Source organism: Candidatus Francisella endociliophora, assembly GCF_000764555.1.
Lineage (GTDB): Bacteria > Pseudomonadota > Gammaproteobacteria > Francisellales > Francisellaceae > Francisella > Francisella endociliophora.
This window is the reverse complement of sequence record NZ_CP009574.1, coordinates 1,971,121-1,987,480: the sequence shown is the minus strand read 5'-3', so window position 1 is coordinate 1,987,480 and position 16,360 is coordinate 1,971,121. Positions and strand designations below refer to the sequence as shown.

The window sequence follows — 16,360 nt, the reverse complement described above, 5'->3', positions numbered from 1 at the left end:
TTAACTCTTTTTATAATCAAAATATTCTAAAGCTATAGCTTCTTTACTAATACTTTCCATCTCGACCAATTTTATCTCACTCTGCCAATTGCGAATCCAGGTAAGCTGTCTTTTAGCAAGCTGGCGAGTAGCTACAACTCCTTTTTTAATAAACTCATCATAGCTAATATCTCCATCAAGATACTCCCATGCTTGGCGATAGCCCACACTGCGTATAGCTGTAGTATCTTTTGTAAGCTGTGGATTTTTTCGAAGTTGTTGTACTTCATCCAATAATCCTTGATCTACCATCTGTTTAAATCTAATCTCAATATTCCTATGTAATATTGATCTGTCATTGGGCACTAATGCACATAGCTTAAGCTCTTCTTCAAGCCCTCCAACTTTTGAAGTTTTAACAAGTTCAGAATATTTTTTCCCACTTATCATAATTACTTCTAATGCTCGGAATATTCTTTGCTGATCATTTGGATTAATTTTTTGTGCTGAAGCAGCATCCATCTTATTTAATTGCTGATGCAAATACTGTAATCCTTTAGCTTTTTTCTCAAGCTCAAGAGTTTGTCTAATTTCAGGTTGGGACTCAGGCAAAGATGACAATCCCTCTATCAAACCTTTAAAATAGAGCATAGTACCACCCACAAGCAATACTTCTTTTCCTCTAGACCATATCTGTTTCTTAAGGATATTTACACTTGAAATAAAATCCGCAACAGAAAAGTTCTCTGTAGGTTCTATCATATCTATCAAATGATGCTTAATGCCACTTTGTTCTTGTATAGTTGGTTTAGCAGTACCGATATCCATTCCCTTATAAACAAGAGACGAGTCAACACTAATTATTTCAGCATTAATTTTTTTAGCTATTGATATTGAAAGAGATGTTTTGCCAGAAGCTGTTGGTCCAGCAATACCATAGATTGATTTATTCATTTAGATATTTTTATAATTAACTTTGACAGGTATATCTTTCTTAATCGTTTGTACATAAAAGTTAAGCTCTTCTTGCTTGTAAGCATTTAGTACTTGACTAGGAACTTCATCTTTTTTATCTTTATTCGGCTCAACTTTTGTAACTTTGTATACATAAATATCGCCATCTTTTGTCTGATAGTTATAGTATTTATCATTACCATTAAACATAACATAATCATTAAAAGATTTAGAAAAATCTTTGGAATCATTTGAAATAGTAGCACTATCTAAGCTAGCATCTACTTTCTTATCACTATTTAGATCACTAACTAATTTACCTGCTTTTTCTAATGCTAACTTTTGTGATTTTTCCTTTATGTAAGCTTGACTAACTTTATCTTTAACCTCAGCAAACTTCTGTTGCGTTGCCTTTTGTGACTTATCCACCTGATAAACTAGAAGCTTATTTTCAGACTGAGGAATACTTGCATACTTATCCGCACTAGCAAAAAACATGCTATTACTAACACCTTTCACTGCGCTATCACTATTATTTATGATATCTATAGTTTTAGGCTTGCCCAATTTATTTTCCAACTTATTAAAACTAGCACTATCAACGCCTTGAGCAAATTTATTAAATTGTTCTAAAGCTTGTCTATTTTGAATAATTTTTTTGATAGTTGTTTTAGTTTTTTCATCTAATTTCTTAAACAAGTCTTTATGACTATTATAATAATCTTTAACTTGCTGGTCATTTATACTATCATTTGTTATAAAATCATCTTTTGAAATTTCATAATAACTAATTGTCTTTTGCGCTGGAGTCATATACTCGACTTTATGTGCATTATAGTAGTCTTGTAAATCTTTTTGAGATGGATTAACTTCAGTTTCTAGAGCACTTGGTGAAATCTTTGTATACTCAATCTCTTTATTTACTGCATATATACTTGCTAGAGATTTGTTTTCATAATCTGTAGTAAATTCTGTATCAGTAATATTTTTTGGAATAATTGTGCCTTGAAGATTTTGAGACATCATTTGCTCTAGTCGTCCCATTCCACCAACATATTGAGCAACTTGTTTTAACTTCTCAGTTGAGAACTTACCATCTTCGCCAAAAAACATGTGGTTAGTAAATATAGCAGATTGTAAAACAAACTTGGATAAAACAATACCGTGACGTTGTGAATCAGCTAAAACTAGATATTGATTTATCATTTGATCTAGTACTTGTCTTTTTTGCTCTTTAGTCTTTGCTTGCTGAGAGTATTGCTCAAATTGTTGAGAACTTATTTCATTATCTCCAACTTTCGCGATATATGATTTACTGCCACCCATATTTGTAAAAAAGAAGCTCATACCAGAGATTACAAATATAAAACTGATTGATATAACAACAGTCCATGTAAATGGTCCTTTTAGCCTATCATTAAATGATTGCAACATTTCACTAACCTTAATTCAACTAGATTTTATTAACTTATAGATATTATAGATAAAAAAAAGGCATACTGTTAAGCATGCCTTTCAAAAAAATCACTTTTTTGTGAATTTTTTTATTTTACTGCGTCTTTAAGACCTTTACCTGCTTTAAAGCTAGGAACTTTTGAAGCAGCAATTTTGATAGTTTCACCAGTCTTAGGGTTTCTACCTTCTCTTGCACTTCTTTCTTTTACTTGAAAAGTACCAAAGCCTACTAGAGTAACAGAATCGCCAGATTTAAGAGCACTAGAAACACCATCGATGAAAGCATCTAAAAGATTTAGAGCATCACCTTTAGTAACTCCTGCTTCTGTCGCCATAAAGCTTACTAATTCACTTTTGTTCATTTTATAACTCCTTTTGTTTTATAAATTGACATTCGTCATTTACCTTTATATCACTAATAAAAAACCGATTCAACACAAAAATGTTAAAAAACTCTTTCTAACACCTCTTTTATACTATTTACAGGCGTAATTTGTAATTTTTCCGTAATTTCTTTATCAACATCTGCAAGGTTCTTAACGTTCTGTTTTGGTATCAAAACCTCTTTAATTCCACCTCTTAGAGCAGCTAAAAGTTTCTCTTTTAAACCACCTATAGGTAAAACTTCACCACGTAGAGTCACCTCACCAGTCATTGCGATATCATTTCTAACAGGTTTATTAGTATACACAGAAACTAAAGCTGTTGTCATAGCGATACCAGCACTTGGCCCATCCTTCGGAGTTGCGCCTTCTGGCACATGGATATGAACATCTTTTTTCTCATAAAAATCATCGCCAAGCTTATAATCTTTAGAAATTGAACGCATAACACTAAATGCAGCATCTATCGACTCTTTCATAACATCGCCAAGGCTACCAGTATATTTAACCTTACCTTTGCCAGGCATAGCCAATGCTTCAATAGTTAATAACTCACCACCGACAGATGTCCAAGCAAGACCTGTAACCTGACCAACTTTTGGCTTAGCATTTTTGATACCATAATCAAACTGATGTACGCCTAGATAATCTTCTAGGTTTTTATGAGTAATTGATATTTTCCCATGCTCAGGATCTTTTAGAAGGTTCTTAACTCCCTTACGGCATACACCATCAATTTTCTGTTGTAAATTCCTAACGCCTGCTTCTCTAGTATAATACCTAATTACATCTAAGATTGCCTTTGGAGTGAAATTAATCTCTTTCTTAGTCAGACCATTGTTATCGAGAGCCTTTGGTACAAGATACTGTTTTGCAATAGCTTGCTTCTCAATCTCCGTATATCCAGATAAATGGATAATCTCTAATCTATCACGCAAAGCTGGATCTATATCCAAAGAGTTAGCTGTAGCAACAAACATCACTTTCGATAAATCATAATCTACTTCAAGATAATGATCATTAAATGTACTATTTTGCTCAGGATCTAAAACCTCAAGCAATGCTGCTGATGGATCACCTCTAAAATCAGAAGAAATTTTATCTATTTCATCTAATAAAAATAGTGGATTCTCTGTCTTTGACTTAATTATCTTTTGGATAATTTGACCAGGCATAGATCCAATATAAGTACGGCGATGCCCTCTAATCTCAGATTCATCACGTACACCACCAAGAGCCATACGCACATATTCACGCCCCGTAGCTCTAGCTATAGATTGTCCTATAGACGTTTTACCAACACCTGGAGGGCCTACTAGACACAATATAGGAGCTTTAGTATTGCTATCTCTCTTTATTTGGACAGCTAAATGCTCAAGTATTCTTTCTTTTACTTTCTTAATACCATAATGATCTTTTTCTAAAACTTTTTCAGCTAAGTTAATATCTTTTTTAACTTTTGCTCTTTTACCCCATGGTAGAGAAAGTATAGTTTCAATATAGTTTCTAGAAACCGCTGATTCAGAAGATGATGGTGGCATTGCTTTTAACTTTTTAAGTTCTTTTAAGCATTTCTCTTTTGCTTCTTCTGACATCTCTGTATTTTCAATCTTCTTTTTTAAAGCAGATACTTCAGATTCTTCGTCAGCTTCACCAAGCTCTTTATAAATAGCTTTAACTTGTTCATTTAGATAGTACTCACGTTGGTTTTTATCAACCTGTGCTTTTACTCTATCTTTTATTTTGCCTTCAAGCTCTAAGATTTCTAACTCTTCATGTAGACAAGTTAATAACAATAATGCTTTATTTTTTATATCAGTAGCTTCTAAAATCTTTTGCTTCTTAGCAATCTCAGAATTTAGAATAGTTGATATTTCATAAATAAACTTATGAGGCTCTTCAGTATCAACCAGAGCAGCTAAAGTTTCTTTTGAAACCTTACCACTTAGATCGACAAATTTCTTAAGAGAGTCTGATACTGATAATAAAATAGCTTTTAACTCTTTATCTACTTGATCTGGATTATAGCTATCATCTATGTGCAAACTATCTAAATTTGCATAAATACAACCTTCTTCATCTTTATATTGAGCAACTAATCTTTTAGCAACCCCTTCAACAATGATTTTTAAAGTACCATCAGGTAGCTTCATAACCTGAACAATCTTAGCAAGCGTTGCGATATCATAGATATTTTCTACAACATCTCCACTACTTGAACCATTTTTTTGTGTTGCTAATAAAATATAATTATCATAATTATTTGATGCCTGCTTTACAGCCTCTATAGATTTCTTACGCCCAACGTTTAGTGGGATAGTCATTGATGGATATATAACTACATCTCTTAAGGGAATAACAGGAACAACATTTAAGGTTTCTGACATAAACTCATATACTCCTGTGAATTTTTTAGATTATATCTTTTAATTGCTTGTGCTCTTTAGTTTTAGTTACTAGTATTGGTTCTTCTTGTTCTAATATTACTTTATCACTAACGACAACTTTCTCAATGTCTTGTGAAGAAGGAACATGGAACATCAATTCAAGAAGTACATTTTCTAGAATAGTTCTCAGACCTCTAGCACCAGTCTTCTTAGCAATTGCTTTTTTAGCAATCTCAACTAAAGCTTCATCTGTAAACTCAACATCTACTTCATCAAACTTAAATAGCTTTATATATTGTTTAATAAGAGCATTCTTTGGTTCAGTTAAGATTTTAACAAGGTCTTCTTCTGTTAGCTCATTTAGAACTGTAACCATGGGTAAACGACCAATAAGCTCTGGTATCAGACCAAATCTAGTTAAATCTTCACTCTCAACTTTTTTCATCAGTTTTTCTGTATCTAAGCTGTTTTTTTGTTGGATAACATCGGCGTTAAAGCCAATACTAACTTTATCCATTCTATGTTTAACAACTTTTTCAATACCAGCAAAAGCACCACCACAAATAAACAAGATATCTGAAGTATCAACTTCAATCATATCTTGATTTGGATGTTTTCTACCACCTTTTGGCGGAACTGAAGATACAGTACCTTCAATAAGTTTCAACAGTGCTTGTTGTACACCCTCACCAGATACATCTCTAGTAATTGATGCACTCTCTGACTTACGTGCAATCTTATCAATTTCATCTATATAGATGATACCTTTTTGAGCTTTCGCAACATCAAACTCAGCATTCTGTAATAACCTGACAATGATATTCTCAACATCATCACCAACATAGCCTGCTTCTGTAAGAGTAGTGGCATCGGCAATTGCAAAAGGTACATTAAGTAGTTTTGCTAAAGTCTGTGCAAATAAAGTTTTACCTGAACCGGTTGGTCCAATTAGTAAAACATTACTCTTTTTAAGCTCAGTATCATCATCTTTTGTAGCCTCAGAAGTGATTCTTTTATAATGATTATATACTGCTACAGATAGTACTTTTTTAGCATTATCTTGACCGATGATATAATCATCCAGATACTTCTTAATCTCTACTGGTTTTGGTAATTTTTCAAAAGAAATATCTTCAGCTGCAGCAACACTGCCACCACTATGGATTTTATCAGCACATTTACTGACACATTCATTACAGATATTACCATCTCTACCAGAGATAATATTTTTGACTTCTTGTTGTGACTTACCACAAAAAGAACAATATAGAATTTTAGCCATTTTTTAAATTAGACTTCCTTTATTTATTTTATTATTGCTTCACGAGACTCAATAACATGATCTATAAGACCATATTCTTTTGCTTCCTCAGCCATCATAAAGTTATCTCTATCTGTATCTCTAACGATAGTTTCTAAATCTTGGCCAGTATGATGAGCTAAGACTTTGTTTAATCTTTCTTTGATACGTAAGATATTTTTTGCATGAATCTCTATATCAGAAGCTTGTCCTTTGAATCCACCTAAAGGCTGATGAATCATAATTTGTGAACTTGGTAAGCTATATCTCTTACCTTTAGTTCCACCTGCTAATAAAAGTGAGCCCATACTAGCAGCCAAACCGATACAAATAGTATTTACATCAGGTTTGATAAATTGCATAGTGTCATACACACCCATACCAGCAGTAACCATACCACCTGGTGAATTGATATAGAAATAAATATCTTTATCAGGATCCTCTGATTCTAAGAACAAAAGCTGAGCAATTACAAGATTTGCTGACTGATCATTTACTTCACCGTTTAAAAAAACAATTCGCTCTTTAAGCAATCTTGAGTAAATATCATAAGCTCTCTCACCGCCTGCGCTTTTTTCAACAACAGTAGGAACTAAATTATTAGTTATCATTTATAACCTCTTATTAAAAAAACGAAAAATTAGAATCCAGCTTGTTGCGCTTGCATATTTTCTTTGATAATTTCAAAGAAATCTTCTTCTTTTTCAGTTACTTGAGCTTGATCTAATACCCAGTCAGTTAGTTTGTTTTCTACAACTAGTGCTTTTAGATTAGACATTTCTCTTTCATTTTTCTTGATTTCTTCTTTAGTCTTCTCTGGCTCTTCATAAGCTTGAACCATTTCTGATAATAAGCTATCAACTTCTTCTTCAGTAGCTTCAAATTTTTGAGACTTCATCAAACTATCAAGCACTAAGCTAGTTTCTACTTTTTGCTTAGCATTATCTTCAAATAGATTATCTGGAAGCTGGTTTACATCAAAGTTTTGACCACCACCCATTTGCTTAACTAAGTTTTGCTTAGCCGCATCTATTTCTCTTTTGATTAAAGCTTTTGGAGTTTCAAATTCAGCAATCTCTCTTAGACCTTTGAATACTTGATCCTTTGTCTTTCTTTGCAAGATGAATTTAAGTTCTCTTTGCATATTTTCTTTGATTTCATCTTCAAAAGTATCAACACCACCTTTTACACCAAACTTCTTAACGAACTCTTCGTCAACTTCTGGTAGTTGAGCTTCTTGAATTTTCTTAACAGTAATATCAAAAGTAGCCTCAGCGCCAGCAAGATCTTTGTTTTGATACTCTTCTGGGAAAGTTACAGTGATAGTTTTTTGCTCATCTTTGTTCATACCGATGATACCATCTTCAAAACCAGGGATCATTTGACCAGAACCAATTACTAACTCTTGATCGTTAGCTGAACCACCTTCGAAAACTTCACCATCTTTTTTACCTACGAAATCGATAACAACTTTGTCATCTTTTGCTACAGCTCTTTCTACTTCTGAATATGTAGCAAGTTGCTTTCTAAGGTTTTCGATCATTTGCTTAACTTCTTTATCAGTAAGCTCAACAGTTGGCTTTTGTACTTCAATTTTCTCAAAACCAGTTACTTCAAATTCTGGGAAAAGCTCACAGTTTACTACAAACTTAAGAGGCTCACCTTCTTTATTTTCTTTAAGATCAACTTCGATACCAGCTACTGCTAATTTTTCATCTTGAATAGCTTTTGAGTATTTTTGAGGAATCAGGTCAGAAATTACTTCCATACGGATTTGCTCACCATACTTTTTCTTAACCATACCAGCAGGTACTTTACCAGGTCTGAAACCATCCATTTTGATAGTTTTAGCTGTTTTATTAACTTCTTTAGTCACAGCGCTATCAATTTCATTAGCTGGAACTTCGATTAATAGTGAACAATGAATTCCTTCTTTTTTCTCTACAGTAACTTGCATTATTAAGTTTTCCTTTTATTTATTTAACAATTTTCTAGTAGCAAATTTTAACTATCATCTACTAGATTGTCTATATGTTTATCATTAAATATATGACAACCCAAAACATTTATTGTAGAATCTAGCTATTTTCTACAAAAGTTTTATAACTCATGGTAACTGTCATTATAAGTATCTGCTTACTAATATCACCTTTTATAATAGCGTTTCTGCATTCAAGTATTATGTATGGTAAACACCATGTAAATATTTATGCAAATTACTTTATTGTTAGTAATATTAGCTTTTTTAGTTTTATTAACAGTTATACATATTTACTAGATGGGGATAGTATAAGTAAATTTCAAGGATGGATTTTCACTCCTGCTGTTACTCAGATAGGAATTTTCCAATTAGGACTATTTATATTCTCGATTTTAGCACTATTTAAAAATGCTCAATTTAAAGCAGCTTGTCTGATATTTTATGCTATTTATACAGTTTTAAACTCACTTATGTTATTTAGTGGTTCTGTTTATAATGAGTATGTGGAAGCAATATTTTTTGTAAATATAGTAGCTGCTGTGATCTCTTATGTTTTGTATAGAATTTTAAATAGAAAAATTTAAAGAATACTTTCAATCTCACCTATTAGCTTATCTATTTCAGCAGTATTTTGCTTGATTTCATTTACTAATTCTAACGGCGATTTATGCTCGATTGTTTCAATTTTGTTAGGATTTTTAGCTGATATATCATAGTCTTTGATGTCCTCTACTTTAACTATCCAGCTATTTTCTGTAAGCTTGCGAGATTGCCAAATTTCTAAAAACTCTTTGAAATGCTCAAACTGAATAGGTTTATTTTTAGTCAGTTTATATGGCGGTGTAATTTCATAATAGAAAATATCTGTAGTGCTACCCTCTCTATCAAAGAAAATCACATTTGTCTTAACTCCGCTATATGGTAAAAACACTCCAGCAGGTAATGAAACTATAGTATGGACATTATAGTTTTCTAATAGTTCTTTTTTGACATTTTTAAAAGCATTATTTGTCTGGAAAAGTACTCCTTCTGGCACAACCACACCACATCTACCACCTAGCTTTAAGCTTTTGTAAATATGTTGTAAAAATAGTAGCTCAGTAGCATTTGATTTGATTGGAAAGTTAGTTTGAATAGCTGCTTTTTCTTTACCGCCAAATGGTGGATTAGCGAGAATAATATCAAAACGATCTTTCTCCTCAAGACTGCGAATATCTTTAACAAGTGTATTTGCCTTGTTAATATTTGGTGATGTTATACCATGTAGGATCATATTCATCATACCCATTACGTATGATAAAGGTGTTTTCTCCTTACCAAAGAAAGTCTCTTCATTAAGAAACGCAAGTTGTGTAGTTGATAGCTCTTTGCTATACATATGCTCATAAGCATCTATCAAAAAGCCACAAGTCCCAGCTGCTGGATCATAGACCGTTTGTCCAGCTTGAGGATTAACCACATCTACGATAGCCTTAACTAATGGTCTTGGAGTATAGAACTCGCCACTATTACCACCATCAGAACCCATCTCTTTAAGTAAATTTTCATAGATCTGTGATAGTTGGTATAGATCTTCTTTTTTATTAAAATTTAACTCATCAATCTCATTAATAACGTCACGCAAAGTATGACCACTAGCTACACGGTTATCTATATACTCAAATACTGCACCTATTTTATATTTAAGAGTTTTAACATTTTCATCTATGGATTTAAAAGATTTCAGATATGGAAAAAGCTCTTTATTAACAAACTCAAGTAAATCATCACCACTATCAGCATTGATAACATCAAGTTTACCATCTGCACCCTTTGGTGCGGCCCAAGTATTCCAGCGATATTTCTCATCTAGGACAAATGTATATTCTTCGCCTGTTAGATCTGCCTCAAAAGCTTTTTCATTCTCATAGTCATTTAAGAATTTTAAAAAAAGAATCCAGCTGACTTGCTCAGTATAGTGCATCGCTCCGCTGATTCCATCATCTCGCCTTAGTATATCTGTTATTCTATTTATCTTTGATTGCATTTTTGTTCTCTCTTTTTTAAGACTACCCCGTCCTGCTTCGCAGCCCACCCCTTCGACACTCGAAGGGGAGTTTTAGATTTTACGCCGCTTTTAAAACTGTCTGTCATCCTGAACTTGTTTCAGGATCTCACTATAGACTATCATATAGATCATCTAAATCAGGGTTACTCTGTTTAATCAAATTAACTTTCCAATCCTTATGCCATCGTTTGAGCTGTTTTTCCCTTAATATAGCAGACTCAATATTTTCTGCTATTTCATAATATACTAACTTATGAGTACGATATTTCTTAGAAAAACCTTCTACTAGCATATTTTTATGCTGATAGATTCTTTGTTTGAGGTTTGATGTAACACCTATATACAAAACTGTTTGATTTTGATTTGTTAGTATATAAACAAAACCTCTTTTATTCATTAGTTCTTTACTTCCTAAATATCGATAGTCTAAATCAAATTATTTCAGCATATTACCATTTTCTCAATCCTAATAAGATCCTGAAATAAGTTCAGGATGACTCTAGTTTTTATTTTTCCATAATATTTTATTGTCATGCTGAATTTAGTTCAGCATCTCACCATTTTCTCAATCCCAATAAGATCCTGAAACAAGTTCAGGATGACTGTAGTCTTTATTTTTCCATAATATTTTATTGTCATGCTGAATTTAGTTCAGCATCTCACCATATTCTCAATCCTAATAAGATCCTGAAACAAGTTCAGGATGACTGTAGTCTTTATTTTCCATAATATCTTATTGTCATGCTGAATTTAGTTCAGCATCTCACCATTTTCTCAATCCTAATGAGATCCTGAAACAAGTTCAGGATGACTGTAAGCTTGTTCTACAACTCCCCACGAAATGCCTTATCTAAAATACTGGCTTTTAATGCCTTTAAATTTTCTAATTTCTGCTCATTTAATTGCTTAATCTTATCAACCTTTGTGGCAATACTATCCAAATACTCTACAGTTTGTTGTTGGGTTTGTAGTGGTGGTAGTGGTACTTCTATATTTTTAATAATTGTTAAGTTCAAATTTGCTTGAGTTCCACCAGATGCTTTTTCTCTTAAATCTAAATATGATTTTTTTAGAAAAAATTTAAGATACTTATTATTTTGGTTTTTATCTACAACAATCGTTGCAACAGCTTGATTTGTGGCTGATTCAATAAGCAATTCTGTGACTTGCCCTCTTGTTTTACCTTGTCCATACAGTGCTACTACAAGAGTTCCTTTGGGATAAACTTTCAAGCGACATTCTTTTATGGCAAAATCTGTGATAAACATTTCAGCTTCTGTAACAAAATCATAACCAGTAGCTTTACTTGTTATCCAATTTATAGAGCCGTTATAATAATCTTTTCTACTTTTTAAAGGTGTTACTCCTGTTCCAACTTTAGAAAAAGACTCTATTTTCTGTTTTGAATACTCCCCCTCCAACTTTTTAAAAGTCTTATAAAGGGTACTAGCCATTAGAGTATTGGCATTTGTAATATTTTGCTGGTGTAGCTCTATCGCCTTATCAATCTTCCCAAAAAGACTATCTAACTTGGCAACTATTAGCTTTTGCTCTGCTAGTGGTGGGAGAGGGATTTGTACATTTTTTAATCTAGTTAAAGCTAGTTTTGGCATAGCTACCGTTTTTGTAGCTAATCCTATCTGATCTAAAAAAGTAAATGTCGTTGTGAAATATACTAAAAAACTCTGATTATATTCTGATATATCAAATACAATTTTCGCCGCATTTTCTGTTAAATTAGCACCATCCAAACTTACAGGAATAACGCCTGTTTTTCCTATAGTTCCAGCGATACTTATATAGATATCATCTTTTGAAATTGTATAATTTTTAATTTTATCAAATACTTCTTTACTTATATACTGAACAGAATTTATATCAATAGAGTTAAAATTATTAAAGTCAGCGACTCTAATATACGGATAGTCAGTCTTTGTTTCTCGTAATTTTTCGCCTTTAGGTAATCTTTTACCACCTTTTATGCTTACAAAGTCTCCTAACTTCTTCCACTCCCACCCTGCTGGTAATTTATATAATTCGCTCATTTTTTGTTTTTTTCCATAACATATTTATTGTCATGCTGAATTTATTTCAGCATCTCACCATACTATCAACCCTATTGAGATCCTGAAACAAGTTCAGGATGACGGTGTATTTTTATACATCTATTATTATTTTGTCGATGGATACTACGGTCGGTGCCGTAGTATGACAAATATTGATTTTGTATACACTACTACCTGCTTATATCATTTAATAATTCTTGATCTGAAGAATAAATATAATTATAAGCAGATTTAATCATGCATTCATTAAAATAATTAACCTGATTTTCATTGATTATAATTTCGTTGTTTTTATAGCACTTTTTATCAGTAAATAATACTGATAGATTATTAGATAAAGGATAATACAGCTCGTATAATCCTAGCCCTTCTTTTTGATTTATTTCATTGTATATATTTATGACTGGAATATCGGATGTAATAAATGATATATTTGTATCATTCTTTATTAAGACTAACTTATACCCTTGAGTTATACATTGATTTGCTAGAACATTTGCAACTATATGATTGTATAAAAAATATACATTTTTTGGAAGGACACTCTCTAATTCAGTTATCATTTTTTTAGTTCTAAAACTTTGTATAAACATATATCCCACGAAATCAAAAAATGAATATTTAATAAGCTCTCTTTCACTCTTGTATAAGTCAGATTTAGCTTTTTTAATAGTATTGCAAGATTTTGAAGCTTCAACCATAAGTTTATGATAGGTAAAATTATAAAAATATAAATTTAATTGTAGGTAATTATACAGTTTATAATTAAACCTCTTCATCGGTTCTTCACTTTCTTGAAGCAAGGACAATTTATTACTTTTTAAAATTCCATTATACACAGGCAAAAATCTTGTTTCGTAAAAAGAATATAAATCTTCTTGAGTTCTTGATGTTCCTATATTATTAGTTTCTGTTATTAACTTATTTACGATATCTTCAAAATCTTTATTTTTATGCGTATATTTACCAAGTGTATTATTTAAAAGTAAACCTATTTCATCATTTAAAAAATTTTTTAGTAATAATAGATGCTTATAGTCAATTTCTTCTATATTCTTATGTTTTGTAAATAACCTTATACACTTCTCTATATCTTCATTTGTTATCTTTTCTAATTCTTTGATAGTATACAAGTTCTTTTTTGAGCCTACTTTAGCTATTGTTTTTATATCTCTTTCTAAGATCCTTCCAGACTCTAGATTTTTCTCAAATAAGATACCCTGGTTATTAAAGAAATTTTTTAAATAAAACTTTGGAACATAATGATTATTTTTAGTTTTATTTGACATCTACCTATAAATCTCCCTTTGCAACTGCAAATAGCTTTCTTTTAACTGTGCCATACCACCAAAATCATTGGCAAGCTCCGAAACTGGCCCAAGACCACTTAACTCAACTAATGACGGTAGTCTTTTTTGTTCTAGCTCAACTACACCATCTTTTTTATACTTATCTAAGACAAAAAGTAGAAACTCCCTCGCCTTAGCATTTTGTAACTGCTGTATAAACTCTGATGACTCTGCAGCAACTGCCCTTTGTTCACGAGTGATAATATCTTTACTAAAAACTAGATGATTTAGCACATCATAGATATCACTATCTTTAGCTTTAAAGATCGCTTTGATATTGTTAATATTTTGCCCAAAGCTTAACATCTCCTCGAGTTTAGCTAATAGTGTTTGCCTATACTTAGGATTTGCCCAAGCATCTTTGAGAGCTTGTTCATTATGCTGGCAATATTTACCTAATACACCGATTAATTGCTCAAGATACTCTTGCGTTGCAATCGGTCGTCCATCAACTCCGACATAACTAGTTTCTATATCTAGTACTTTAAGCTTACGTCCTTTTATGGTGATATTGATTGGCTCGTGTTTTTTAGGCTCATCATCTTTTTCTTTAAGGTTTTCTATAGGATCTATTTCTTTAACTTCTTTTACATCATCTTTGGATTTACCATCAGCTTTGACATCTGTAACCACATCAGCGACACCATCCCATTCTTTATCATAGAATTTATCACTAGCTTTGACAAAATCTAGAATTGTAAAAAAATCTTTACCCTCAAAAGTTCGTGTACCTCTACCAATTATCTGCTTAAACTCAATCATTGACTCTATCGGGGCTATTAGCACGATATTGCGGACATTTTTAGCATCTACACCAGTAGTTAGCATTTTTGATGATGTTAAAATCACAGGTATATCTTTATCATTATCTTGAAACTGCTCGAGATAATCACGCCCAATTTGCCCCTCATCAGAAGTCACACGCACACAGTAGTCAGGATTTTTGACTTTTTTAAATCTATCTATAGCTAGCTTTAGCTCGAGAGCATGCGGCTGATTTTTACAAAAGACTATAGTCTTATCCATCTTATTGATATTATCAAGTACAGTCTTTGCAATTAGCTCATGGCGTTGTTGACTGGTGATAGTTTTCTCCCAATCACTGATACCATAGACCTTATTTGGCAAATCTCCATCTACACTATCATGAGTATTAGGCCGATATTCATCAATATTTGTCGTAATGCGTTTAACCTTATATGGAGTCAAGAAACCATCATTAATACCATCTTTAAGCGAGTACTCATAAATAGGATCGCCAAAGTAGCTATAAGTATCACCATTGACATCCCTTTTAGGTGTAGCTGTCAGCCCTAGATGTACAGCACTAGAAAAATACTCAATAATCTCACGCCATGAGCTATCATCATTGGCACTACCACGATGACACTCATCGATAATTATCAAATCAAAGAAATCTGCTGGGTACTGTTTATAGTATGCTGTGAGGCTATCATCTTCACTATCTGTAATTAAATATTGGCGATTTTTATTCTCGGCTACTGCTTGATAAATCGCAAAAAAGATATTACCACTTAATGGCACTTTACCACCATTTTTCTTAATCGAAACACCTTGTAATCTTTTACAATCATTCTCTAGCGGATTAAACTCATTCATAGCTTGCTCTATCAAGATATTTCTATCTGCCAAGTACAAGATTCGTGGCTTTTTATTACCTGTATCATTCTTTCGCCATCTTGATTCAAGTGCTCTATATGCTACCTGAAAAGCTATATATGTTTTACCAGTCCCTGTCGCTAATGTTAGTAAGATTCTATCTTTTCCACTACTAAGAGCATCTATAGTTTTTTGTACAGCTATCTTTTGATAATAGCGAGGTGTCTTTGTCCCATCCGAGAAAAACTCTTGTGTAACTACATTTTGTCTAACTTTATTAATATTTGGATATTTACGTTCAAAGAGTTCTCTAGGAGTTGGAAATTCATCTACATCTTGGCTTTGACCTGTTGGGATATGATATTCGAGGATATTATGTCCATTTGTAGAGTAAACATATTCAACATCTAGCGCTCTACCATAAGCTATAACTTGTTGTAGACCCTGTTTATAGTTTACATCTTCTTTTTTTGCCTCAACAATTGCTAAGTTTATATCCTGATAACGCAATAAATAGTCTACAAATTTCTTTTCACCTCTAGCTCCACCAGCTTGTTTACGCCCATCTGTAAAATAATATTTCTCTCTAGTAATATATCTCTCATCCCAACCACTATCACGTAGTTTTGGAGTTATAAGCTTAGCTTTGGTATCTGCTTCTGAGTAAGGCATCTATAGTAAAATAAAGTACATATAGGTTATATAATATGATTATTAACAAAATTTTTCTATAAAAACTAGAACATTAAACACCTTAGTAATCATCAAAAAATAGTTTAATAAAGTAGCAACTGTAGTATTATTGATTTATACACTTTTAATCAATATATGGTTTTTTG

At 32.3% G+C, this 16,360-nt stretch carries 13 protein-coding genes; 1 reads left to right on the top strand and 12 read right to left on the bottom strand.

Annotation, left to right across the window (positions count from 1 at the left end; all coding sequences use genetic code 11):
- The 7 genes from miaA to tig all read right to left on the bottom strand — a co-directional run bounded on the left by miaA (position 1) and on the right by tig (position 8,415).
- On the bottom strand, positions 1-933 hold the full coding sequence (miaA, locus tag QI37_RS09675; protein ID WP_040010587.1) for a tRNA (adenosine(37)-N6)-dimethylallyltransferase MiaA: 933 nt from the start codon (positions 931-933) through the stop codon (positions 1-3).
- Entirely contained in the window at positions 934-2,367 is a 1,434-nt protein-coding gene (locus tag QI37_RS09670) for a SurA N-terminal domain-containing protein (RefSeq protein ID WP_040010586.1), read from the bottom strand. It lies immediately after the preceding gene.
- Positions 2,368-2,477: 110 nt separating this feature from the next.
- The gene (locus QI37_RS09665; RefSeq protein WP_040010585.1) at positions 2,478-2,750 is read right to left on the bottom strand and encodes an HU family DNA-binding protein; all 273 of its coding nucleotides are present in this window, start codon (positions 2,748-2,750) and stop codon (positions 2,478-2,480) included.
- An 83-nt stretch (positions 2,751-2,833) separates the two neighbouring features.
- Complete coding sequence (lon, locus tag QI37_RS09660) at positions 2,834-5,158, bottom strand: endopeptidase La (protein WP_040010584.1); 2,325 nt, start codon at positions 5,156-5,158, stop codon at positions 2,834-2,836.
- A 25-nt stretch (positions 5,159-5,183) separates the two neighbouring features.
- Positions 5,184-6,440, bottom strand: coding sequence for an ATP-dependent Clp protease ATP-binding subunit ClpX (gene clpX, locus QI37_RS09655; RefSeq protein WP_040010583.1), 1,257 nt, complete (start codon positions 6,438-6,440; stop codon positions 5,184-5,186).
- A 23-nt stretch (positions 6,441-6,463) separates the two neighbouring features.
- Complete coding sequence (gene clpP / locus QI37_RS09650) at positions 6,464-7,069, bottom strand: ATP-dependent Clp endopeptidase proteolytic subunit ClpP (protein WP_040010582.1); 606 nt, start codon at positions 7,067-7,069, stop codon at positions 6,464-6,466.
- Between the two features lie 29 nt (positions 7,070-7,098).
- Complete coding sequence (tig, locus tag QI37_RS09645) at positions 7,099-8,415, bottom strand: trigger factor (RefSeq protein WP_040010581.1); 1,317 nt, start codon at positions 8,413-8,415, stop codon at positions 7,099-7,101.
- A gap of 152 nt (positions 8,416-8,567) precedes the next feature.
- On the opposite strand from tig, the gene QI37_RS09640 reads away from it, so the two are divergent.
- Positions 8,568-9,023, top strand: a complete 456-nt coding sequence (locus QI37_RS09640; protein WP_040010580.1) for a DUF6790 family protein — start codon at positions 8,568-8,570, stop codon at positions 9,021-9,023.
- On the opposite strand, the gene QI37_RS09635 is transcribed toward QI37_RS09640, so the two are convergent.
- The 5 genes from QI37_RS09635 to hsdR all read right to left on the bottom strand — a co-directional run bounded on the left by QI37_RS09635 (position 9,020) and on the right by hsdR (position 16,193).
- On the bottom strand, positions 9,020-10,465 hold the full coding sequence (locus tag QI37_RS09635; RefSeq protein WP_040010579.1) for a type I restriction-modification system subunit M: 1,446 nt from the start codon (positions 10,463-10,465) through the stop codon (positions 9,020-9,022). The genes QI37_RS09640 and QI37_RS09635 overlap by 4 nt on opposite strands.
- A gap of 130 nt (positions 10,466-10,595) precedes the next feature.
- A complete protein-coding gene (locus QI37_RS09630) occupies positions 10,596-10,883 on the bottom strand; it encodes a GIY-YIG nuclease family protein (RefSeq protein WP_040010578.1) in 288 nt (95 codons plus the stop codon).
- Between the two features lie 427 nt (positions 10,884-11,310).
- The gene (locus QI37_RS09625) at positions 11,311-12,531 is read right to left on the bottom strand and encodes a restriction endonuclease subunit S (protein WP_040010577.1); all 1,221 of its coding nucleotides are present in this window, start codon (positions 12,529-12,531) and stop codon (positions 11,311-11,313) included.
- A gap of 191 nt (positions 12,532-12,722) precedes the next feature.
- Complete coding sequence (locus QI37_RS09620) at positions 12,723-13,841, bottom strand: DUF4238 domain-containing protein (RefSeq protein WP_040010576.1); 1,119 nt, start codon at positions 13,839-13,841, stop codon at positions 12,723-12,725.
- Positions 13,842-16,193, bottom strand: a complete 2,352-nt coding sequence (hsdR, locus tag QI37_RS09615; protein ID WP_040010575.1) for an EcoAI/FtnUII family type I restriction enzme subunit R — start codon at positions 16,191-16,193, stop codon at positions 13,842-13,844. It abuts the gene before it with no gap.
- Positions 16,194-16,360: the final 167 nt, after the last annotated feature.

Excerpts from the sequence above, each read along its gene's own strand:
- miaA (WP_040010587.1), bottom strand. The coding sequence starts at position 933 with ATGAATAAATCAATCTATGGTATTGCTGGACCAACAGCTTCTGGCAAA.
- QI37_RS09670 (WP_040010586.1), bottom strand. The coding sequence starts at position 2,367 with ATGTTGCAATCATTTAATGATAGGCTAAAAGGACCATTTACATGGACT.
- QI37_RS09665 (WP_040010585.1), bottom strand. The coding sequence starts at position 2,750 with ATGAACAAAAGTGAATTAGTAAGCTTTATGGCGACAGAAGCAGGAGTT.
- lon (WP_040010584.1), bottom strand. The coding sequence starts at position 5,158 with ATGTCAGAAACCTTAAATGTTGTTCCTGTTATTCCCTTAAGAGATGTA.
- clpX (WP_040010583.1), bottom strand. The coding sequence starts at position 6,440 with ATGGCTAAAATTCTATATTGTTCTTTTTGTGGTAAGTCACAACAAGAA.
- clpP (WP_040010582.1), bottom strand. The coding sequence starts at position 7,069 with ATGATAACTAATAATTTAGTTCCTACTGTTGTTGAAAAAAGCGCAGGC.
- tig (WP_040010581.1), bottom strand. The coding sequence starts at position 8,415 with ATGCAAGTTACTGTAGAGAAAAAAGAAGGAATTCATTGTTCACTATTA.
- QI37_RS09640 (WP_040010580.1), top strand. The coding sequence starts at position 8,568 with ATGGTAACTGTCATTATAAGTATCTGCTTACTAATATCACCTTTTATA.
- QI37_RS09635 (WP_040010579.1), bottom strand. The coding sequence starts at position 10,465 with ATGCAATCAAAGATAAATAGAATAACAGATATACTAAGGCGAGATGAT.
- QI37_RS09630 (WP_040010578.1), bottom strand. The coding sequence starts at position 10,883 with ATGAATAAAAGAGGTTTTGTTTATATACTAACAAATCAAAATCAAACA.
- QI37_RS09625 (WP_040010577.1), bottom strand. The coding sequence starts at position 12,531 with ATGAGCGAATTATATAAATTACCAGCAGGGTGGGAGTGGAAGAAGTTA.
- QI37_RS09620 (WP_040010576.1), bottom strand. The coding sequence starts at position 13,841 with ATGTCAAATAAAACTAAAAATAATCATTATGTTCCAAAGTTTTATTTA.
- hsdR (WP_040010575.1), bottom strand. The coding sequence starts at position 16,193 with ATGCCTTACTCAGAAGCAGATACCAAAGCTAAGCTTATAACTCCAAAA.